Genomic DNA, 22,518 nt, shown 5'->3' on the forward strand with positions numbered 1-22,518 from the left:
CTTTAAACACAATTGTTGGTTTTAGAGATTCTAATAGGGTGATTTTTAGTCGGTATGACAAACATCGACATAGGGGTGAATAGGGGATAATCTGTAGTCTTAATCGGTGTTGTAAGGTGTCGCGTGTGAGTTTAAAAAGCCGTCAAAATACTCTGAATAAAGCTCTTAAAAATAGTCTAGAAAAAGATCTGCAAAAGGATCAAAATAATGATCTGTTACTGCCAATAGCGGCAGATGTCGCTGCTGAAATCGACGCTGACATTCCCCCTAAAGTTGCACAAAAAACGCCACGTCAGTATCGGGTGGCCTCGTTTAATTTATTCAACTTCATCGAGCCACCTGCAGCTTATTATGATTTTGAAAATATTTATTCCCATCAGCAGTGGCAAAAAAAATGTCGCTGGTTAACTGACTATCTCACTGAGCTGCAACCTGACATGATTGGTTTTCAAGAAGTCTTTAGCCCCGATGCCTTAAAAGCGTTATTGCTCCCTTTAGGCTATGACTATTTTGCGGTATTAGATGAGCCAACCTTAGTCAGTGACTATGTTTATCAAAGCCCTGTAGTGGCGCTGGCTTCTAAATTTCCGATAACCGAAACTGCCTTAATCAGCGTTGATAAATCACTATTGCCACTGATGGGCATTGCCAGTGATTTTAGCTTTAGCCGCCAACCGTTACTGGCAAGGGTTAACATTCCCAACTTTGGTGAGTGCGAGTGTTACGTGGTGCATTTAAAGTCTAAACGCAGTGGCATGGGTATCGACACTTTAGCCGATACTGGCATGACTGGCGGCGCTGATATTATGGCCAGACAAGCCCTTGGTACATGGGCATCGAATATGCAAAGGGGCAGTGAAGCGGCATTACTATTTTATGAAATTGCCAAACGCCGCCAGGCTAATCAGCTGCCGGTGTTATTAATGGGTGATTTTAATGATTCATTGCAAAGCACAGCACTGGAGGCTTTTAGGGCTAACAGCAAGCGAGTGTTTAGAAGCGATATTATCGATCCAAACCTTAAAGTATTGAATGACGTTAATCTTAAAGCTGAGTTTGAACGCTTTAGTTTATTTGATAGTTATGAATTGTTTCAAGCAGGGCAAAAGCTCAATGCCACCTTAGCCCAAGATGAATATGAATCTAGTGTTAATGCAGATGAATCGACTAGCGACATTGATGATGCACCAGCGCCTGATTTACATAAGCATGATAGGCCAGCAACCCATTATTATGGCAATACTGGCTCGGTATTAGATTATATTTTGGCAAGCTGTGAGTTTGATGCCGCTCACCCACGCAATTTAGCGGAAGTGAGTGGTTATCAAACTTACGATAGGCACTTAGTTAGGCCAGAATATGAGCGTGACAGTGATAGTACTGATCACGCGCCTATTATGATGACCTTTAGGGTTAGGCGCTAGGCTAACGTGAGTTCAAAAAGCTAGCGCGAGTTCAAAAAGCTAGTGCTAGTTCAAAAAGCTAGCGCTCGCTTATTATCTTGCTAAGGCCTCACTCATGCTGACACAGGTTTGTTCCTGTTGGCGGGCTTCTAACAGTGCCCGCCGAGTCATTTTCGATAATCCCGTTTGGGTATTTAACACTTCAGATAAAGCTTCAATATTGGCATTGGTGCAGTCCATGGGGATTAATGCTCGGTTGTAAGCGCGCATAAATACCGGGCCTTTTTTATCAATCTCACTTAGCGTATCTAAACGCTGCTCCGCAGTAGCGGCGCTCAGTAATTTTTGTTCGCTTGGGTAAAGATGATCCATGGCGATACGGGCTTTGGCAAAGGGCAGTCGGCTGTCATCTTGTATCTTGTGTAGCCATTGACGTTTAAGGCTAGCTTGAGGGCGAGACACTTCTGCGGCAATGGCAGATTTTTGGCCACTGTCGCTGTTATCTTGTTGTTTTTCGTTTGCCAGCAACGCCGCGCTATTAGGGTAATCATAGCGATTTAATTGAATGATTATTTTCCAGCGTAAATCCTGACTGATAGTTAACCCTTTAATCGGCGCAATGCCAGCCAAGATATCGGCTAAGTGCCCAAGGGCGGCATTGTCGCTGGCTAAGCTAATATAAGCATCAAACCAACGGCGCTGAAAATCAGCATCGTCGTGGTGCTCCATGGTCATGCGTAAACTCATTTGTGTTAGCGCTTTGCTGACTTTAGTGGCATAAGATTTATGGTTAGGCGCCATGCTATGAAGGTTTTTTTGCACCTCTGTTAAGTAGCCAATGACTTGGCCTAAAATGGTGTAGTCTTTTTCTAATGGGGCATTAACTAAGGCGACATTAATAAACTGCTTTAATGAGGTGTGGCCATCGCTAACACTGTCCCACATGCTTTGCCATAACATTGACCGCAGTAATGGGTCACTGACCTTAGCTAACTGCTGCTTTACCGTGTTAAACGAGCGCTGATCTAACTCAACCTTTACAAAGCCCCAATCATCAAAATTTGGGTAAACCAAGTCTGGGCAATACTCGCCTACAAGTTCAGGTACCTCGGTAATGGCGCCTTTATAAGTGACCGCTACCGTGGTGCTATGGTGAATAAAATGCCGCGCTGCTCTAAATAATGCCACTTGTACTTTTTGTTCTCGCAGGGTGGCAAAGTCTTCACTTGGGGCGCTTTGTAGCAATGAAAACTTGCTGATGCGATGGTCTTTACATTGGTATTGGGCTGTTAAGGTGTTAACCCCAGCTTGGTACAGCCACTCTTGTGTCCACTGGCTTAAGTCGCGATTACTGGCTTTGGCAAGGCTATTAATAAAATCCGCTAACTGGGCATTTTGATAACTGTATGTTTTAAGGTATTGCTGCACACCTTGTTGGAATGTCTCAGCGCCCAGTAAATGGCGTAATTGCATTAACACCGACGCGCCTTTTGAATAGGTAATAGCATCAATATTATCAAAGGCATTATTGCTACTGGCCACAGGAACTTCGATGGGGTGAGTGGTCACTAGGCTATCTTGCTGATACGCCTTTAGCTTGCCACTGGCGTAAAAGCTGCGCCAAGCGTGGTTAAATTCGGTGGCTTCGCTGGTGGCCAAGGTGCCCATAAAGGAGGCAAAGCTTTCGTTGAGCCATAAGCCATTCCACCATTTCATGGTCACTAAATTGCCAAACCACTGGTGCGCCATTTCATGCATGATAACCCCAGCTAACCGCTGCCTTTGGGCGGCGGTCATGGTGTCTTTTACCATAAAGCGGCTTTCTGAGTAGGTAATGGCGCCAGCATTCTCCATCGCGCCATAGAGAAAATCAGGCACTAATAATTGGTCGTACTTTTTAAAAGGGTAGTCAATACCAAAGTAATCATCGAAGAAGCTGAGGCCTTGCTTGGTGTAAGTAAACCAATCTTGATAGTTAACTTGCTCAGCCACAGATTGGCGGGCAAATAAACGCATGGGGTATTTGCCTGAGTTATCTTGCCACACATGATAAGGCCCAGCATGCATTGAGAAGTTATAAGGGCTCAGTTTTGGCGTCGCTGGGAAAGTCCAAATTTTGCTGTCGCCAAGATCTTCAATATGGGTTTCAGCCATGGTGCTTATCACCTGCCAGCTTGGCGGCGCTTCAACAGTAATTTGAAAGCTGGCTTTTAAATCGGGTTGGTCAAACACGGCAAACATTTGCTGGGCAGCAGCGGGTTCAAAATGGGAATACAAATATACCTTGCCATCAACGGGGTCTTCAAAGCGATGCAAGCCCTCGCCATTGGTACTGTGCTCGCGGCTGTAGCTTATCTCAATGGTGTTTTTGCCACTTGATAAAAGCAGCGGGTTAATGGTGAGGTATGCGCCATTGTAGTTAGGGTAAAGGCTTTTGCCATTAATCAATAATTTGCTGATATTGGCTTGGTTTAAGTCGATGGTTAATGCTTCCGCTGTGCTTGCAAGGCTAAAATCTATTTTGCTAATGGCCTCAAAACGGGTTTCACCAGTGAGGGTAAAACTGAGTTGGTAATCTACCTCTGACACCACATTTGAGCGAGCTTTAGCTTGGCCCTGAGTGATGTTCGCGCTGCCATCTCGGGGTTTGATATTGGGCGCGGTGGCATTACAGGCAAATAAACTGGAGCAGACCAGTGCAATAAGCGCAGACTTAAACGAGTTCACAAATTCTTCCCTAACCTAATTTGATGTTTTTATTATTGTTATTTTTGCTATAAAAAAGCCGACGTGACGTCGGCTTATGATTGTAAATCGAATAGGCTTACATGCCTAAGAAAGACTTCGATTTTACTTTACGGATTTCTTTTTCATCAGACCATTCAATTAAGCCTGTTTCAAGGTCCATAAGACGCATGGTCATTTTATAGTAAACATCTTTAGTGCTGCCATCTTGTTTTACTATGCTAGAAAGATTGCCGTATAGCATGTATTGCGCGCCCACTTGGCGGCCAAACTTAATCGCAGTTGATGGGTCGACCATGCCAGCATTGTTTTGGTAATCAAGCTGCTTGCGCACTGAATCGACTTTAGTCATGTCAATAAAGCGGAACTTACCTGAGCGTAATAGCTTGTTACTGATGGTGTCAGTGACTGATTCAGTGTCGATGTGCTCTGAGGTTTTATTTTTAATTTTATCAACGAAAATAATTGGGCGATCGTTTTGGGTCATTACGATCACTGGTGGGAAGGTTAACATGCTGTCGACCATTTTGGCGGCAATGACTTGTAGATCCGTTGAACCGAAGTTTTCATTCACGGTTTCTACTTCTGTGGCATCGCCATACTCAACCTTAGATTGACACGCTGATAGCCCAATAACCGCAGCTAAAACAAAAATCAGTTTAAAATGTTTCATAGTAAGTTCCATGTTAGATAAAAGGTAAAGTTGTTGTTTTTAAAAAGTCGCGTTAAATAGGAGTCGTATTAAATTATTATTGAATAAAAACGGGTTTGATTGCCAGTTTCTATTACCCAAATTAAGGTGGCCCGATTAGCGTGAACATTAATGGTCGCAGCTGGGCTGTTACCTAGGCTGACTTGATAGGCGCCTGGCTCAATATATTGGCGCGCTATTTGCGCTTGCCTTGGCAGCGTTAGCCAACTTCTTCTGTCTGCTTGCTCTGTTACTACATTGAAAATTTGCATTAATATGGCGGCGGCATCGGCTTCATTATTACGGCGTTTACTGCCACTTTCGACGCTGCGAGTAAACTCTGATTTAGTATAGACCCGCGCGGCTTGTCGAACCAATGCGCCGGGTAAATCTTCTTTTAAGGCATTAATGGCTAAGGCATCGATATTGGCAATGGGCTCAGCTTTTAGCACTGTGCCAAAACCTTGAATGATTGAGGGCGGGATCACTTGGTTATAGGGCTGGTAAGTGGCTAATGACACCGTTTGCCAGTTGCCATGAATTGTAAACGGCACGGTCAGGCTTTGTTTTTCGGGGACAAAGCCACGTTCAACCACCATCACCACCTGACCTTGGCCTTGTTTAGGTAAAATGGCATCTCCCCAACGGCGTTTGAATTCATCATATTGCGGCATTGAAAGTTGCTTGGCTAACCTGACTAAATCTTGTTGGAGGTATTTATTATTCGGGCTTATTTGAGCGGCTTTACGGTAATCAATATAGGCATCATTGGGCTCGCCCAATAACTCATGCAGTAACCCTGTAGTGTAATAGCTGTAGGCATTTAAAAAGGAACTGGTGACTGTGCCAGCCGCTGATCCTAATTTATTTAATTCGCTATCAATGGTGCCATTGGCCATGGCTTGCACTGATTTTTGCGATTTTTGGTAGCGCGCCTGCTCACTGCTTTGCAGCTCATTACTGCGGCGCACTTCAATTAACGCCCCTTGGGGATCGCCGGCAAATAAATAGTTAAAGGCTTGGTATTGATGCACCATAATGCGCTCATAGCCAGGGCCGCGATATGGAATGGCATTGTCGTTTAATACTAGGCTACTGGCGGTGGCGGTTAAGTCTGAGGCGCTAATAACGGCTCTGTCATCAAAGGCTTGATAGGCTTTGATGGCTTGTTGGTAATAATTTTTACTGGCATCAAAATCACCCGATATTTGCGCTACTCGGCCAGCTTCTTGGGCGTAAAGTAGGCCATCATTGGTATCAATTTCACCGGCCAACTCATTAAGTTTGGCGCTGGGTGTTGGGCCACTGAGTTGCTGTTTAATCGGCGCAATTTGCGAAGGGTAGTTAATCAGCACACTATTATAAGCGCAGCCTGATAACAGGATTGGCAATAGGAAAATACTGCTCAGTGCTTTCATTAGCATACGTCCTGCAACCGTGATTTTTCTTGGTCGAAGGCCTGTTGCTGATCTGGCATATTTATCCTTTCTAGCAAAGTAATACCTTGTAAATGATCAAATTCATGTTGAAAAATGCGGGCATCAAAGCCGCTCAACTGTTGTGTTACCCACTTACCGCTTAAGGTTTGGTATTCCACGTTAATGTGTTTATGCCGATAGACGCTAACACGCTGGTTATCGATTGATAAGCATCCCTCTGTAGCCGCTTCCACCTCTAACGAACTGCTAATTATTTGTGGGTTGATAACTATGGTTGCTTGGCTTGTGGGTATTGAGGGATAGCGCGCATTTGGCCTTGAATGCATAATAAATACCGCTTTATTACTAAACACTTGTGGCGCAGCGATCCCGACTCCATTGGCTGCCAACATAGTAGCCATCATATCGTCGGTTAGCTGAACCAGAGCTTGATCAAAAGTAACAACGGGCTGAGTTTGGTGAGTTAAAATAGCGGCACCGGTTTTAGCAATCGTTAGAATGTTACTTTCTAGCATATAATCCCTTACTGAAAATTCAGCTTGATAACATCAAGCGAATTCTTGACTCTTTAATGTTAATAATAAAGCGACCACGTTATCTAAAAGCTAGCTCATAGCGGCTTAGCTCATCATGGCTTATATAGCATAGATTAATAATGTGGCGGTGGTGTTTCATCTGCTTGAGAAGCCATATTACTGGGTTCAATCGCTTGTAGTTTATTGACGATTAATGACAATTGATGTTGCTGAAACGCAACAAGGTCATTTAATTTAATCACTTCTTGATTGAGATCTTCAATGGTTGCTTCTTGAAAAGCGACTTTCATTTCTAAATCATCAATTTTTTGATGTACATCTTGCATTAATCTTCTCCAAACATGGCACTATTTTAAGTTGCCCCATGTTTCTACTAAACCTTGATTACTGATACTGATGATGTTTTGATTTTCATCACTTGCAATAGAGTATACAACGGCACCTCTATTTTGGCTGTTTTTCGTCAGCTGAATTTGCCTTGTTGTTTGTTTTTTACCAGTTTTTGTATCCCATAATATAATTTCTTTGGAAGGTGAGCCTGTTATTAGCTGTTTATCTTGATGAATAAACCTGGCACTACTAAAGGTCATTTGGCGTCGGTTTATGGCCAATTGCGATTGCTGTGCGCCAGTGTCATTGTGATAGATATAGGCATGACCTTTAATATCACTGACAAAACTCAAGCTGCCGCGCTGATTCAATTGTACTTTACTAAGGCGTGACTCAAGTTGCCATTGCTGAATCGGTTGGCCTGTTTGTGCTTGCCACAAGATAACAGAGCCATCATTGGAGCCTGTTAGTGCCCGCTGGCCATCAGCGGAAATTGACACGCTTGAAACGCGCTCATTATGGCCCAAAAATTTAATCAGATTTTTTTCTGGTGCCAATGACATTACTGAGCCATCAATTAATCCCACTAGGGTTTGGGCATTATTAGCAATGGCCACCGATTGTGCTGATGCGGGCAAGGACCACCAGCCAATGGATTTACCACTTTGGATATTCCAAATCACTAATGAGCTATTAGATAATGTCGCGGCATAATGCGCATTGGCAGAGATCGCTGTATCAAAGACGCTATTATCGCTTTCGCTAGCACTATTGCCATGCTGCCAATGGTATTTTAGCTGGTTAGCCTTGAGATCCCACCATAAAATCCCATTACTTGCTGTACTAACAAGTGCATATTGGCCATCTTCAGATAAGCTGGCGCTGTAACTGGCATCATCAGTGACGCTAAAGACGTGTGTGGCAGAGGGATGACAACCTATGAGTAAGCAAATGCAAAATATCAGCATTATGATCCTAACCATGAACTTACTCCCATAAATGTTGTCTCATTGGCGTTGATATGACTTACGGCCATTGCTAAAAACACTTTAATTAGTATAAAGTGGCCAAATATATACAAATTTTACATTTAAAGGTTATTGTAACCGCTCAAGAGTGCTGAGGAAGCTTTAATGAAATCTATTTACAAATTATCGTTAGTTGCATTGGCTGTAGTTGGTCTAACTGCGTGTAATCAAGAGCAAGAAGTTGTTGCTAAAAAAGTTGAATTAACAACGGATGCACAAAAAGAAGCTTACAGTGTTGGTGGTTCTATTGGCCGTTACATGGCGGGTCATATTACTGAACAAGAAGAGTTAGGGTTTGCAGTTGATAGAACTTTAGTTATCCAAGGTTTTAGCGATGGTTTAGCTGATACGCTAGAGTTAACTGAAGAAGAGATGCAAGTGGTTCTTCAAGGTTTAGACACTAAATTAAACGAAAAGCGTACTGAGCAAGCTGCATTATTAGCCAGCAAAGCGGTTGAAGAAGGTAAAAAGTTCCTTGAAACCAACAAAGCTAAAGAAGGCGTAGTAACCACAGAATCTGGTTTACAGTACGAAGTACTTGAAGCGGGTGCAGGTGACACTCCAGTTGCTGAAGACACGGTTGAAGTACACTATAAAGGTACTTTGATTGACGGTACTGAGTTTGATAGCTCATACAGCCGTGGTGAGCCAGCTAAGTTCCCACTAAACCGCGTTATTCCTGGTTGGACTGAAGGTGTTCAATTAATGCCTGTTGGTGCTAAGTACAAGTTCGTTATCCCATCAGAACTTGCTTACGGCGAACGTGATACTGGTACTATCCCAGCTAATTCAACCTTAGTATTTGAAGTTGAATTGCTGTCTATCGAAAAAGCACAAGCGGCACCAGCTGCACAGTAATTTTTCGAATAATAAAAAAGGACGCCAAGCGTCCTTTTTTATTGTCTGAAAATCACTACAACCATTTAAAGCGATAAAATAGCCACATTTGCAGCGCAATAATGGCAAACAGTCCTGCACAAAATAAGCTGAACGCTAAATGGCTATCAGTACCAGGTATGCCGCCAATATTGACCCCAAGCAAGCCCGTTAAAAAGCCCAATGGTAAAAATATTGCTGAGATCAGTGACAGAAAATAAAGCCGTTTATTAAGCTGCTCAGATTGCACTGATTGCAGCTGCTCTTGAGTGACGCTGGCTCTATCACGCACCGCATCTAAATCCTCAATGACCCGAATGAGCACTTCATTAATTTCTCTAATGCGAAGCTTATGCTCAGTATTAAAGAGCAAGTGGCTGTCATTAAGTAGCCGCGAAAAAGCATCCCGTTGGGGCGAAAAGTATCGCCGTAAAATAACCGTTTGCTTACGCAGCTCAGCAATATCGGAGCGTAAAGTTTGGCTGTTATGCTCAGACACCTGCTCATCAAGATTATCTAGTTCATCTTCAAGATTATGGATGAGTTCTACTTTTCTGTGGGTTAAACGTTCACATAAAGAGATAAGAAAATCAGCACTAGAATCAATAGAACCAGGTGAGCTTATTATATGTTGAGCAATATCTTTTACCGATTGTAGTGGCCGTTCACAGGTAGAGATTATCCGCTGTGGCTGGGCGAAAACGCGCATCGACACCATGTCTTCTGGCGCTGAATTGGGGTTAAGGTTAACTCCGCGTAAAGCCATTAATATACCATCTGCAGTGCTAAGAGCCCTTGGGCGAGTGTGCTCTGCCAGTAGGGTGTCTGTTTCAGTGGCGGGTAATTGGGCGTTGTTAATCCACGCTATGGCATCGGCTGCGCTATAACGCAGATGTAGCCACAATAAACCATCTGCAGGCTGCCATTGGTTAACTTGCTCAGGTGTTAAACTTTGACCAGCATTAGGACCTGATAATAATAAGCAATATATAAAACCTGATTCCATATGATTCCTTATACCTAGGCGGTATGGTGTATGGTTTAAAAGCGGATTTATCTTGTTGGTAATGCCTATCCTATCACTTAGCATTAAATATACCGCTAACTATTTAACCTACTTGCTAATGCCTTATTAAGGCATTTTAGATGCTGTAAGTTTAAATACCATTCGGGGTATTTTTAATTATTTACTGGCTGTAATTAAGCAGTTTGCATCAATATCAGTTAAAATAGACTTAATGCCTTATTTAATTGAGCTTTACCATGGAATATGAATTTCGCCGTAATAGTCTAGACGACACCGTGTTTGCAGAATTCAGTATGGAGCATGCGATACTCGGACGATTTTTTGCTGAGCAACTTGGTACTGATAAATCCCAATGCCACGATATTTTGCAGCAAATTGAACAAATTAGGGCCAGCAAAAAAGCAGGCTGGTCGTGGCAAAGTAACGATTTGTCTATCGCGATTGACAGTGAGCAGGTGCGGATTTATACCAATGCCATTGATTTTGATGAAGACTTTGACTTGGAAGAGTCAATGAATATGTATGATGCAGAGTCAGAAGCCTTTTGTGGTTTAGAAGACTTTGAAAGCGCCTTAAAGAGTTGGGTTGAGTTTATCGCCAGAGCCTAGTTGATGTTTCGTCAGGCATCTTGACCTTATAGCTGTTTATTATTGCTTTAGAGATAAAAATGGATGATAGCCAGTGGCTGTCATCCATTTTTTATGGCCTAAACACTTTCAATGGGCACAAGTAGCTGCGACTGAAGTTAGTGGTTTAAGTATCTTACCGCCATTTCAGTTCTTGATTTAGCATTGGCTTTACGTAATAAGTTTTTCACGTGAACTTTTACCGTACCTTCACTGATATGTAAATCTTCAGCGACCACGCGGTTGCTTTTACCTTCGGCAAGCTCTTTGAGAATTTGCAATTCACGTGGGGTTAACGAGGCTATCCAAGTTTCATCATTATCAGCATTTTTCAGCTCATAAATGTATTCTTCGACCTCATCACTAATAACGCGATGGCCAAGCATGGCTTTTTTAAGCTGCTCTAATAATAAATCTGGCTCAGTATCTTTAAGTAAATAGCCGTCAGCGCCAGCGCGTAATAGCCGCACCACATCTTGTTTAGCATCAGACACGGTCAAGATCACAATACGAGCAGTGACTCCTTCTTGACGCATAGCATTTAAGGTATCTAAGCCTGACATGCCTTTCATATTAAGGTCGAGCAAAATAATATCAGGTTCGTCTTCACCTATTGCGGTTAATGCATCTAACCCCGTTCCGGCTTCACCAAATAGTTTAAAATCGCTATCTGAGGTTATTAACTGACAGATGCCACGCCGAAGTAGAGGGTGGTCATCAACTACGAGTACAGAATAAGGTTTACCCATTTAAAGGCTCCTGCTGGGGTGGAAATACGAGGGAAACAGTTGTGCCGCCCTGCGGATTATTGTCAAACTTTACCGTGCCGTGCAATTTAGTTGCACGCTCATGCATGATGCCGATGCCAAAATGTTGATCCCGCTCTTTTAAGTGAGAGACACCAATGCCGTCATCTTTTATGTTGATTTGTATCATACCAGAGTCTGCTAAAAAACAATCAATAACTATTTTATTTGGCTTGGCATGTTTTATGGCATTAATGGTTGCTTCACGCATTAAATGTAGCACATGAATATGCTGGCTTGAGGCAAATAGGTGCTGCGAAAGGCTATATTTAAGCTCAATGTTAATGCCAGATTGCTTACGTAACTCACTAATCATGACTTCAATGGCTTGGTTTAAATTAGGCTCTTTAATGGTTAAGCGGAAGGTGGATAATAGTTCTCGTAATTGACCGTATGCTACGCTAACACCTTCATTAATATCAGCTAATTGTGATGCTACTTTCTCAGTTTTATGTGCTGGTTGAATTTGTTTTCCTAATAAACTCACCTGAATTTTTAAATATGATAATAGCTGACCTAGAGAGTCGTGTAGCTCTCTGGCAATCACGGCGCGCTCTTCCATTAAAGCTAATTGCTGGCGCTCTTCGGTGGCATTATGGATCACAATAGAGCGGGTTAGCATCATAGCGAAATTGACAAATAACATGTTATTGATCGGCTTTAGAGAAATAACTTCCAGATAACCTAAGGTTTTATTTTCCAGTTTAAGGTCAAACTTAACAGGGATTAGTTTGCTTTCTTTATTTAGGATATGTTCAGGTGATGGCCAGCCTGTATCAGCCTCAATGGTATCGATTGAATGGTCATCATGTTCGATAACAAGGCGTAAAAAATCAAGACTTTCAAATTGCTGCAGCTGGTTTAATGCTAAGCCCAATGCTTTGTAATCCAGTCTGTCAGCATGAAGCATAATTAAGTTGTCATATAAAAAACTCAACTCATTATTGGCGCGAGTTAAGGCAGTGGTTTTTTCATTTACTTGGCCTTCTAAGTCTTGATATAGCCTATCAAGCTCGGCGGCGGTCTTTTTGAAAGCGACCCCTAATGAGTGCAGCTCTATATAGTCTGTGGCTGGCACCTCAACGTTAAATTTTCCTTTAGATATTGAATTGGCCACATCCATTAATTGCAGTATCGGTTGCACCATCTTTTTGCGGGTATAGCGGGTCGCAAAACTTGCCACTATTAGCATTAAAAATAAACCGATTATTTGGCTTATAACTAATGCTCTGAGCTTAAATGCCGCAAATCGCTCCATTTCTAGCACCAGTAAATCAATAGTATCAACAAAGTCTTTTAGGGCAGCGGTATAGAGTGGTTTTTCATTATTTTCAATGAAATAACGCATTTGTTGCCATTTATCAATGACCAATAAATATTGGTCTGAAAGTTCTTTCGGGCTATACCAAGCATTGGAGCGCTGTAGTGCTTCAGAGTCTAGGGTTTCTTCAAACTGATTTATTTTTTCATTCAATAACTGTGGTTCTCGCTCTAAAAATAACTTTAAGCGGTAACTTTGCATCCTTAATGAGCCGGAAGCATTAATGGCTCGGGCATCGCCAATACTAAATGAAAGATTAATAATTGAGTACACAGCTAGGCTGGAAGAAATAAATATTAGTACTAACATTAGTCTTAATATTGTTGATGTGAGACTGCCTCGCTGCGCCATGAGTTACCCAACTTAAGTATATTATTGAACACAAAGTACTCAATTTTTTCATTGAGAGTCTTGTCATTATGTTAACAGAATAGCAAATATGTGACATACAACATATTAACACTTTGATCTAGCGCAAGCTTATTGCTTAATACTCATTAAGGGGTATTCTTAATTGAACCTTAAATGTATAAGTTTGCCAATAGAGATGTCGTGATTATTCAAATATAAAATGTAACACGGAGATGAACGGTGATGAAGATGAAAGGAAAGATTGTTGCACTAAGTGCATTATTAGCAAGCAGTTTTATGATGACTAGTGCAATGGCTAGTGATAAAACAGAACCTAGAAATGAAGTATATAAAGATAAGTACAAGCTTCAATATGAAACTTGGCATGCTACCTCAGAAAGTGATGAAATTGTTGATGTGTTAGCTCAAGATCCAAACCTTGTTGTGTTATGGGCAGGTTACGGCTTTGCTAAGGATTACAATAAAGCACGTGGTCACCATTATACCGTGACTGACTTACGTAATACATTACGTACTGGCGCACCAACAGGACCTGATGACGGCCCAATGCCTATGGCATGTTGGAGCTGTAAAAGCCCTGATGTACCTCGCATGATCGAAGAGCAAGGCGAAGACGGTTACTTCAAAGGTAAATGGGCTAAAGGCGGTCCTGAAATCGTTAACAGTCTTGGCTGTGGCGATTGTCATGAAAAAGGTTCACCAAAACTACGTATTTCTCGTCCATATGTTGATCGCGCTCTAGTAGCAATTGATAAGCCATTTGATAAAGCTTCTCGTAAAGACAAGCAATCTATGGTTTGTGGTCAATGTCACGTTGAGTACTACTTCGAGAAAACTGAAGAAAATAAAGGTTTCGTGAAATTCCCTTGGGATAACGGTACAACTGTTGAAGAAATGGAAGTTTACTACGATGCCATCAATTTCTCTGATTGGACTCACGCTATTTCTAAAACACCTATGCTAAAAGCTCAACATCCTGGTTATGAAACTTGGATGCAAGGTATGCACGGTAAGAACAACGTAAGTTGTACTGACTGTCACATGCCACGTGTTGCTAAAGCAAATGGTAAAGGTAAGTTTACCGATCATAAAGTGGGTAACCCATTTGATCGCTTCGAAGAAACTTGTGCAACTTGTCATAAAGGCAAGACTAAAGAGTTCATGATGGAAGTAACACATGCTAATCAAAAAAGTGTTACAGAAATCAAGCTAAGAGCTGAAACTCAACTTGTACACGCTCACTTCGAAGCGGGTGCTGCATGGGACGCTGGTGCAACTGAAGCTGAAATGAAGCCTATCCTAATGGATATCCGTCACAGCCAGTGGCGTTGGGACTTTGCAACTGCATCTCACGGTGTTGCAGCGCATGCGCCAGCAGAAGCATTACGTATTTTGGGTGGCGCTGTTGATAAAGCCGCTGATGCACGTATCAAGCTGGCTCAATTACTTGCTGCTAAAGGCGTTAAAATGCCTATCGCTATCCCTGATATCTCAACTAAAGCAAAAGCACAACAAGCATTAGGTATGGATATGGATAAGATGAATGCGGATAAGCAAAAGTTCTTAAAAGATCTTGTGCCACAGTGGGATGCTGAAGCTGAAAAGCGCGAAGCGACTTATTAATTAGCACTAGAACTTAGCACTAGAACTTAGCACTAGAACTTAGCACTAGAATTTAGCACTAGAGCTTAGGTCATTATGTCTTGTAAAAGCCCTCTTTTGAGGGCTTTTTTATTGGGGTAAATTTATGCTTTAATTAAGGTTTACAGGCTTAACAATTGAAGGTTTATATGGATGATAAATCAACTGAGCAGGCAGCTATGCTCACGGGTGGTTGTTTGTGCGGCGCAATTCGCTATCAAGTCAGTGCTGCGCCGTTTGATGCCGATTATTGCCATTGTGTGCAGTGTCAAAAGTCATCAGGTGCGGTGTTTCAAGCTTGGATGGACTTTAAGTTAGCACAGGTGAGTTGGCTAGCAGGCGCGGTGACTGAATATGCCTCTTCTGACAATGTACTAAGGGGCTTTTGCGCTCAGTGTGGTTGCACCATGAGTTATCGAGATCGCCGTTACCCTGATTATTACACTTTGACTATAGCATCCCTTGATAAGCCAAGTTCAGTGAAACCCAATTACCACATTTATACTCAAAATCAGGTTAGCTGGCTTAATATTGTCGACGATTGTCAGCGTTATCAATATGAAAGAAGCAGTTGATTGATTTTGATCGACTTCAGCTGCTGTTCATTGTTGCTTCAAATACAGCTAATTTTCGCTTCAAATACAGTTAATCAGGCTCTAACTGCCTAAGCTCCCATGTGGGCAGTTTTTGCTGTAGGTCTGCGCTGATTTTGTCGGCATCACCGCGCAGCACTACGATAGGCGTGGTTAGGCTCAAGGTGTTGGCCTGTTGCAATAATTGCATCGGAGTCAGTTGTTGAAGTTGCTTCATCCCTTGGCTAAATTCAGCCGTGGTTTGGCCGCTTAATAATTGACGGATGTAGAGGCTTTCTTTACCAAATGGGCTATCAAGGCTAAGTTGCTGCTTACCTTGTAAGTAGGTCACAGTGGCATTGATTTCGTTTTGTGAGGCGGTTTGCTCAGTGATAAGACTTAAATGATCCAGCATCCCTTTTATAAAAGCGCTTGAGTTTTCTAATGCGGTGCTGCCATAAAAATACATATATTGACTCAATGGCGCATTGACGCAGCGGCCATAAACCCCATAGCTTAAGCCGCGCACTTCACGTAAATCATAAAATAACCGCCCTGAATAACCTCTACCTAATAGCGCGGCAATCATCTGACAAGTATTGGCATCTTGCACTGTCGCATCAGCTGTAGCTGTGACGAGTCCAATTCTGACTTGGGTCTGCACAGTGTCTGGCGCATCAATGATATAAAGGATTTTATCCTTTGCAGTGCTGGTTTCAACTGTGCTTGAATTTATAGTGCTTGCTTTAGCACTTGCTTTAGCACTTGTTTGAGCGCTTGAATCGAAAGCTGAATGACTTGAATCTGGCTTTTCTGTTAATAGCCAACTCGGCAGCGATGTGACGTGCTGAGCTATTTGAGTCTTTGAGCTATTCGTTTTTAAGCTATTCGTTTTTAAGGTATTTGCTTTTAAGGTCTGCGCTTTTGTATTGGTTAATTGCGGGCTAAATTGTGGCGCAAACAAGTGCCACTGCAGTTGTTGTCGCAGCTCAGTGTGCAATGCAGATAAGCTGGAATGGGTTAACTCATCAATCACAGCGTTATTATTGATGTTTTGGTTGTAAGGGTGTTGGCTGCCCAGTAATTGCTTTCTAAAGGCGAGATCTATTTCGCTACCAGTGAAAGCGCCTATGTGCTTATTCAATTTAAGATTGCGTTTGATAGTGGCAATATTGACCTCATTCACCGCTTGGTTATCCCAAAACTGCCACAGTAGTTCCGATTTAAGCTTTGTGGTTGCCATACAATTAATACTGATGCCGATACTGTGCAGGCTGGCCCTAAAGCGCATGCTGTCATAACAGGCTGCTTGCACGGCGGTTAGCACTTGAGTATTGGCCATGTGTTTTTGCCGTTGTTTGAAGGCTGCGATAATAATATCGGGGTTAGCAATGGCAGTCTGAGTTGATATGCCGACTAAGTATAGCTGATGTCCTTGCTGGGCAAAGGAGTCAGCAGTTAATGACCATTGATGTAAAAAACTATTTGTAGTCAATGACATGGTTTGCGGCGAGACTATTGCGCTTAATGGCAATTGTACTTTTTCACTACCGAATACCGGCAAATCGTTATAATTTGCTAAATTGGGCGGCTGTGCAGGGGTGAAACTAATAGGTGCATGCTGACAAGCCTGTTGTGAGCAGATAAAGACAGCTAAGCCGATTATTTTTGCCCAGAGAATTGAATGCGACTTTTTCATAATGCCCACTCTTCTAAAGATTCAGCCATCCCTTGGGGTAACCATTCAAGTAAGGTTTTGCCCCAGCGAATGTACCAAGGCGGCAGTAAATCAAGGCGAACTTGTTTGCCGATAAAGTATTGCTGGGTGACAGTTTTAATATCATCGCTAGTGACTTGGTTTATGCGCTGCCATGGCTGAGTGAGCGGCAAGAATTTATCGCGACTGGCGGTATTTGATAAATGAATAGCCAATTGTTGACTATCAGTAAAGTTAATTAGCGTGTCATTAAGGGCAATACTTTTAAGTTGGCACAATACATTGGGCTCAATACCTTGGCTGGCGACTTGCTTAAGGATAGTACTGACTAGTTGATTAAGTTCATCTAATGAGGTGTTGGCTCTGGGGACCAATACCAGATTAGTGACGCCGTGATTGTCCATGGTTAATGGCACTGAATAACTGAGCATATGGGGCGGGTTGGCAAGGCTTGCTTTGGTTAATGCATTGGCGATATTTTGAAAAAGATAGCTTTGCAGTAATGAAATTGCCTCAAAATCGCGATCTTGTCTGCCTACCGTATGCCAAGCCAGCAATAATGCAGGCCATGGGCCGCGAGTATCGATGATTTCAGCGTGGATAGCGTTAGTCTTTGTACCTAGATCGATTTTGCTAAATTTATCTTGCGGATGAGTGGGAGCTTGCCAGTGGCCAAAGTACTTTGTTAGCCAGTCAGCACTTCGGTCATTGAGTTGGCCAACCAAGGATATTTGCATGGCATCTGGGCGGTAATAGCGCTGATGAAATGCCATGAGTTCAGCGGCACTGGCGCCTTGAACATCTTGCTTACTGCCAATGATGGCATGACCATATTGGCTGCCTTTGACTTGCGATAATAGAAACTCCATTGCCTTTCGAATGTAGGGTTGGTTATCAATGCTGGTGGCCATTTCTTCTAACACCGCGCCTTGCTGATTTTTGACCGTGGTTTCTGACAGTTGCGGTTGAATAAATCTGTCGGACTCTAAAAACAGGCTCTGCTCTAAGGCTTGAGCTGGAATAGTGACATAATAATTGGTGTAGTCGAAGTGGGTACTGGCGTTAAAACGTGCTCCAAGGGCGCTCATTTGTTGTGGGTAGCTTTCATCGGGGGCATTTTTACTGCCTTTAAACAGTAAATGCTCAAATAAATGCGCATAACCCGTTTGCCCTGTTTGCTCATTACGGGAGCCCACATTAAATTGCGAGGCAATGGCCACCGTATTGAGACTGGGTAAATTCACTTGGCGAATAATCAAACCATTATCCAGTTCACTGAGGGCGATCTGCTGTTCAAGTATTTGAAGCTTAGTTATGCCATCAGTGAGGTCACACTGCTGGGCTATTGATCTTGATTCGGTCAATGACGCTGATGTAGATGTAGATGTAGATGTAGATGTAGATGTAGATGTAGATAGTGATGTAGATAGTGATGTAGATAGTGATGTGGGGGAACTGGCAATAGCTGGGCTGATGAAGCCACTCAAGGTTATTGATAGCAAGGTTACTGATAGTAAAGCAGAAATGGCAGTGATGGCTTTCAATCTATTACCCAGTGTATAAAGTGAACCCTTGATTTAGGTTACTGAGTATTGATAAAGAGCTCAAGCACTTATCAATGAAATATTCATATGGTAAGTGCTTGAATATAGGTGTTTAACAAAATGACTTATTGTTATTCGCTGCTGGCTATTGAGCGGCTATTCTGAATCGACAGGGTTAACCATGTCTTGGTTTTTTGCCTGTTGCATGCTGTTAATTCGAGTAGGTATACCGGTGCGCTGCTCTAGTAAGCGCTTTAGTACAAATGAGTCAGTGTCAGCATTAGCTACAACAGCAGTAATTTTTTTATTTAAGGTCAATGGAAGTGGCTCAGATGAATCAAATTGCTCTTGGGTCTCAGATAATGGCTGATGCACTTCTAAATAACGATTACCATCGGGCTCAACCGTGGCTTTAATCGGTTGATTAACAAATTGCACTCGGGTGCCAACTGGCACTGTGTTAAATAGATGCTCAATATCATCTTCACGTAACCTGACGCAGCCTTGACTGACGCGCAGGCCAATACCGAAAGAGGCATTCGTGCCATGTATCGCAAATAAATTACCTACATATAAGGCAAACAACCCCATTGGGTTATCTGGACCTGCTGGCCACACATCGGGAAGGGTCTCGCCTCTGGCTGCATAAATTTCGCGGGTACGCTTAGTGGGAGTCCAGGTTGGGTTAGCCCGCTTACGGTAAACCTGAGTCACCCAATTTTCAGGGGTGTCACGGCCTACTTGACCAATACCAATTGGGAGTACTTCAACAATATTGGTGCCTTTTTTATAGTGATATAGGCGCATTTCAGCACTGTTAATCACGATGCCTTTACGCGGTGCATCCGGTAGGATCAACTGATGGGGGATCACTAAGGTGCTACCTGGTTTAGGTAAGTATGGGTCAACGCCTGGGTTGGCTTCAAGCATATTGCTCAGTCCGAGTTGGAACTGATCTGCAATGGCTTCTAGGGTTAATTTACCTTCAGGTACAACATAATATTGATTTTCACCAATTAAACGACTGTCTTTAGCGGGTAAAGCATATTCTACCGCCACCACTTGGACGCTAAACAGCATGGTAGAAACAACAATCAATTTGGCGCAAAAAGACTTAATCATAAGGTGGATGTTTTCCTATGTGAGTGATGATCACAATGGCTTTGGTGAGTGTTATCAGTGCTCCTGCAGAATAAATCTCAACATCTGATGAAAACTTAAACTAAAGTTTCGCTATTTTTATCACTGGATACTTGATCATTTTTGCGCTTATTTCAAGCTATGGTCGTTATCCAGTGATATTTTACAGTTAATATTAACTCTGCTGGCTATTTGTATAAAGAGGGGGTTTCTTTGGTTGGCCGAGTTTTAAAGCGGCGATGTAGCCACATATATTGATTACGGTTACGATCAATTAATTGTTCAATGATCTTATTGCCACGAATAGCATCTTCGAGCTCATTTTCACCGGGGAAGTTATCAAGCGGCGCTAAAATTTCCATATTGTAACCCGTGTCATCATCATTACGTTCGACAAAAAAGGGTAATACTTTGGCGCGGCCTAATTTCGCTAAGGTGGTAGCGCCAGTAATAGTCGCTGCATCGGGTACGGCATATAGCGGGATAAATACTGCACTTGAGCGACCAAAATCTTGGTCGGCGGTATACCAGATCACATCTGGGTTTCTTAAACTTTTTACCATCTTACGTAAATCACGTTTTGGTACTAAGCCTTTATTCGAGCGCAGGCGGCCTTTGACTTGTAAGTATTCCATCACGGGATTGTTGTGAGGGCGGTAAACGCCTATCCCCGGTTGGAACTGGCCAAACATTCTCGCGCCCATTTCTAACGGTAAGCAATGCACTGCAAACAGTATGACGCCTTGACCATTATCTAGGGTATTGCGCACATGCTCATCGCCTTTAATGGTCATATGCTGCTGCACTTTTTCATCAGACCACCACCAAGCGTTGATGGTATCGAATAGGGCTTTACCGGTTTCTTCGAAGTTTCTCTTAAGCAGTGCCTCGCGTTCTTGTGCTGGCATATAAGGAAAACACAGCTGAAAATTGCGCTCTGCAGTATGTCTGCGACTCGCAGCAAGTTTTAAAACCAAACGGCCTAAACCCTTGCCAAGTGTCATTTGCCAGCGAAGCGGTAATAGCTGGGTCAGCTTCATAAGAGCAACACCAAACCATAATGGCCAATGCTTTGGGTGCAATAAATGCGAGGAAAATTGTGCTTTATCTACCACGAGGAACTCATCCAAAAATCAAAATTAGTTGCTATTCTAACTTAATTTTAGAGCAAAATTAGGTACAATCACGGTTTAATATCAGCAAAAGAATAAGTTTACTATGAAGGTATCTCTTCCTGCATTCGAAAAAGCCCGTGTTTTAGTGGTCGGCGATGTCATGCTTGACCGTAATTGGATTGGCCCTACTGGTCGAATCTCACCAGAAGCGCCAGTACCTGTAGTTAACATCAATCAAATAGAAGACCGTCCCGGCGGCGCTGCTAACGTGGCATTAAATATTGCTGCCCTTGGCGGTCAAGTTGAGCTTGCTGGTATTGTCGGTAATGACGAAAATGCTAAAGCGTTAACCCTTGGTGTTCAAGCCCAAGGGGTTGAACCTCGCTGGTTAACCGTTGCTGATAAACCAACGATTACCAAATTAAGAGTGTTTTCTCGCAATCAACAACTTATCCGCTTAGATTTTGAAGAAAAATACCCTAAAGCTGATAGCGAAAGTTTATTAAATAGCAGTGAAGTGCTGTTAGATAACGTCGATGTATTGGTGTTATCTGATTATGCCAAAGGTGCGATTGACTCGCCAATCGACTTTATTGCTAAAGCCCGCGCTAAAGGCGTAAAGGTGCTGGTAGATCCTAAAGGCAGTGATTTTTCACGCTATCGCGGCGCGACGTTAATCACCCCTAATATGAGCGAGTTTGAAGCGGTTGTGGGCCCAGTAACCAGTGAAGCTGACTTAATCGTAAAAGCCAAAAAGCTGATTAAAGATAACGACTTTACTGCTATTTTGGTGACCCGCTCTGAAAAAGGCATGACGCTGATTAGTCATGATGATGCTGAACTGCATATCCCAACAGTTGCCCGTGAAGTCTATGACGTGACAGGTGCTGGAGATACGGTTATTTCAGCATTAGCAAGTTCGCTGGCAGCGGGTAGCTCGTTAGCACAGGCTTGTTCTATCGCTAATATTGCTGCAGGCGTGGTGGTGGCTAAGTTAGGTACCGCAACAGTAACCCGAATTGAACTCATTGGGGCCTTAGCTTTAAATCAAGGCGAGTCAGGCTTTGGCGTGGTGACTGAAGATCAATTAGCTAACGCCATTGAGCAAGCGCGTCTTCGCGGCGAAAAGGTAGTCATGACCAATGGCTGTTTTGATATTTTACATGCAGGCCACGTAAGCTATCTGCAGCAAGCAAAAGAATTGGGCCATCGTTTAATTGTTGCCGTTAATGATGATGCTTCAGTGAAGCGTTTAAAAGGTGATGGTCGCCCAGTGAATCAAGTTGATCGCCGTATGGCTGTTTTAGCGGGATTAGCGTCAGTTGATTGGGTTATTCCTTTCAGTGAAGATACTCCGCAGCGCGTCATTAGCCGCTTATTACCGGATTTGTTGGTAAAAGGCGGGGACTATAAAGTCGAACAAGTGGCCGGTGGTAAAGAGGTGATGGCTGCTGGTGGTAGTGTCGAAATTCTTGGGTTTGAAGACGGCGTCTCTACTACGGCTATTATTGAAAATATCATGGCTAACAAGTAGTGAATAGGCGGGCACTGTACTTAATGGCCAGTGCTGTTTTAAAGAGTGCCGTTTT

Annotated in this window: 20 protein-coding genes; 7 read left to right on the forward strand and 13 right to left on the reverse strand. The window is 42.8% G+C overall.

Annotation, left to right across the window (positions count from 1 at the left end):
• Positions 1–125: 125 nt before the first annotated feature.
• Positions 126–1,424, forward strand: a complete 1,299-nt coding sequence (locus tag AB4140_RS18020) for an endonuclease/exonuclease/phosphatase family protein (RefSeq protein WP_372002055.1) — start codon at positions 126–128, stop codon at positions 1,422–1,424.
• Between the two features lie 72 nt (positions 1,425–1,496).
• Here the strand turns inward: AB4140_RS18020 and pepN are convergent, their stop codons facing one another.
• From pepN to AB4140_RS18050, 6 genes are all read right to left on the reverse strand, one after another.
• Positions 1,497–4,130, reverse strand: coding sequence for an aminopeptidase N (gene pepN, locus AB4140_RS18025; protein WP_102532007.1), 2,634 nt, complete (start codon positions 4,128–4,130; stop codon positions 1,497–1,499).
• A 97-nt stretch (positions 4,131–4,227) separates the two neighbouring features.
• On the reverse strand, positions 4,228–4,821 hold the full coding sequence (gene lpoB, locus AB4140_RS18030) for a penicillin-binding protein activator LpoB (protein ID WP_175609517.1): 594 nt from the start codon (positions 4,819–4,821) through the stop codon (positions 4,228–4,230).
• 68 nt (positions 4,822–4,889) lie between these two features.
• Positions 4,890–6,263, reverse strand: coding sequence for a COG3014 family protein (locus AB4140_RS18035; RefSeq protein ID WP_372002057.1), 1,374 nt, complete (start codon positions 6,261–6,263; stop codon positions 4,890–4,892).
• On the reverse strand, positions 6,257–6,793 hold the full coding sequence (gene def / locus AB4140_RS18040) for a peptide deformylase (protein WP_102438412.1): 537 nt from the start codon (positions 6,791–6,793) through the stop codon (positions 6,257–6,259). The genes AB4140_RS18035 and def overlap by 7 nt, the downstream gene beginning before the upstream one ends.
• A 134-nt stretch (positions 6,794–6,927) precedes the next feature.
• The gene (locus AB4140_RS18045; RefSeq protein ID WP_076540726.1) at positions 6,928–7,140 is read right to left on the reverse strand and encodes a SlyX family protein; all 213 of its coding nucleotides are present in this window, start codon (positions 7,138–7,140) and stop codon (positions 6,928–6,930) included.
• A 21-nt stretch (positions 7,141–7,161) separates the two neighbouring features.
• Entirely contained in the window at positions 7,162–8,127 is a 966-nt protein-coding gene (locus AB4140_RS18050; protein WP_102438414.1) for a WD40 repeat domain-containing protein, read from the reverse strand.
• A gap of 150 nt (positions 8,128–8,277) precedes the next feature.
• Between AB4140_RS18050 and fkpA the strand changes: the two genes are divergently transcribed.
• The gene (fkpA, locus tag AB4140_RS18055; RefSeq protein WP_102438416.1) at positions 8,278–9,030 is read left to right on the forward strand and encodes an FKBP-type peptidyl-prolyl cis-trans isomerase; all 753 of its coding nucleotides are present in this window, start codon (positions 8,278–8,280) and stop codon (positions 9,028–9,030) included.
• 55 nt (positions 9,031–9,085) lie between these two features.
• On the opposite strand, the gene AB4140_RS18060 is transcribed toward fkpA, so the two are convergent.
• Complete coding sequence (locus tag AB4140_RS18060) at positions 9,086–10,054, reverse strand: zinc transporter ZntB (RefSeq protein WP_102519176.1); 969 nt, start codon at positions 10,052–10,054, stop codon at positions 9,086–9,088.
• 257 nt (positions 10,055–10,311) lie between these two features.
• Between AB4140_RS18060 and AB4140_RS18065 the strand changes: the two genes are divergently transcribed.
• Positions 10,312–10,683 carry a YacL family protein gene (locus AB4140_RS18065; protein WP_372002060.1) on the forward strand — a complete coding sequence of 124 codons (372 nt, stop codon included), beginning with the start codon at positions 10,312–10,314 and terminating at the stop codon, positions 10,681–10,683.
• A 137-nt stretch (positions 10,684–10,820) separates the two neighbouring features.
• On the opposite strand, the gene AB4140_RS18070 is transcribed toward AB4140_RS18065, so the two are convergent.
• Both AB4140_RS18070 and narQ read right to left on the reverse strand, forming a co-directional pair.
• Positions 10,821–11,450 (reverse strand): response regulator, encoded by a 630-nt coding sequence (locus tag AB4140_RS18070; protein WP_102438422.1) that lies wholly within the window; start codon positions 11,448–11,450, stop codon positions 10,821–10,823.
• Positions 11,443–13,179 (reverse strand): nitrate/nitrite two-component system sensor histidine kinase NarQ, encoded by a 1,737-nt coding sequence (narQ, locus tag AB4140_RS18075; RefSeq protein WP_303412005.1) that lies wholly within the window; start codon positions 13,177–13,179, stop codon positions 11,443–11,445. The genes AB4140_RS18070 and narQ overlap by 8 nt, the downstream gene beginning before the upstream one ends.
• 249 nt (positions 13,180–13,428) lie before the next feature.
• On the opposite strand from narQ, the gene nrfA reads away from it, so the two are divergent.
• Positions 13,429–14,823, forward strand: coding sequence for an ammonia-forming nitrite reductase cytochrome c552 subunit (gene nrfA / locus AB4140_RS18080; protein WP_198589257.1), 1,395 nt, complete (start codon positions 13,429–13,431; stop codon positions 14,821–14,823).
• A gap of 167 nt (positions 14,824–14,990) precedes the next feature.
• Positions 14,991–15,416, forward strand: a complete 426-nt coding sequence (locus AB4140_RS18085) for a GFA family protein (protein ID WP_102532002.1) — start codon at positions 14,991–14,993, stop codon at positions 15,414–15,416.
• A gap of 70 nt (positions 15,417–15,486) precedes the next feature.
• On the opposite strand, the gene AB4140_RS18090 is transcribed toward AB4140_RS18085, so the two are convergent.
• Both AB4140_RS18090 and AB4140_RS18095 read right to left on the reverse strand, forming a co-directional pair.
• Complete coding sequence (locus AB4140_RS18090; RefSeq protein WP_303412009.1) at positions 15,487–17,112, reverse strand: pitrilysin family protein; 1,626 nt, start codon at positions 17,110–17,112, stop codon at positions 15,487–15,489.
• Positions 17,109–18,494 carry a pitrilysin family protein gene (locus AB4140_RS18095; protein WP_372002063.1) on the reverse strand — a complete coding sequence of 462 codons (1,386 nt, stop codon included), beginning with the start codon at positions 18,492–18,494 and terminating at the stop codon, positions 17,109–17,111. Before AB4140_RS18095 ends, AB4140_RS18090 begins: the two co-directional genes overlap by 4 nt.
• Here AB4140_RS18095 and AB4140_RS18100 point away from each other — a divergent pair.
• Positions 18,445–18,693: a hypothetical protein gene (locus AB4140_RS18100; RefSeq protein WP_372002065.1), complete on the forward strand. Its 249-nt coding sequence runs from the start codon at positions 18,445–18,447 to the stop codon at positions 18,691–18,693. The two genes, AB4140_RS18095 and AB4140_RS18100, sit on opposite strands and share 50 nt — an antisense overlap.
• 137 nt (positions 18,694–18,830) lie before the next feature.
• Here AB4140_RS18100 and AB4140_RS18105 read toward each other — a convergent pair whose 3' ends face one another.
• Entirely contained in the window at positions 18,831–19,754 is a 924-nt protein-coding gene (locus tag AB4140_RS18105; protein WP_372002084.1) for a L,D-transpeptidase family protein, read from the reverse strand.
• Between the two features lie 248 nt (positions 19,755–20,002).
• Positions 20,003–20,929 (reverse strand): LpxL/LpxP family Kdo(2)-lipid IV(A) lauroyl/palmitoleoyl acyltransferase, encoded by a 927-nt coding sequence (locus AB4140_RS18110; protein ID WP_102438434.1) that lies wholly within the window; start codon positions 20,927–20,929, stop codon positions 20,003–20,005.
• Positions 20,930–21,032: 103 nt separating this feature from the next.
• On the opposite strand from AB4140_RS18110, the gene hldE reads away from it, so the two are divergent.
• A complete protein-coding gene (gene hldE, locus AB4140_RS18115; RefSeq protein WP_372002067.1) occupies positions 21,033–22,463 on the forward strand; it encodes a bifunctional D-glycero-beta-D-manno-heptose-7-phosphate kinase/D-glycero-beta-D-manno-heptose 1-phosphate adenylyltransferase HldE in 1,431 nt (476 codons plus the stop codon).
• Positions 22,464–22,518: the final 55 nt, after the last annotated feature.

Origin of the sequence: Shewanella sp. 10N.286.51.B2 (assembly GCF_041469265.1) — a bacterium.
Taxonomy (GTDB): Bacteria; Pseudomonadota; Gammaproteobacteria; order Enterobacterales; family Shewanellaceae; genus Shewanella.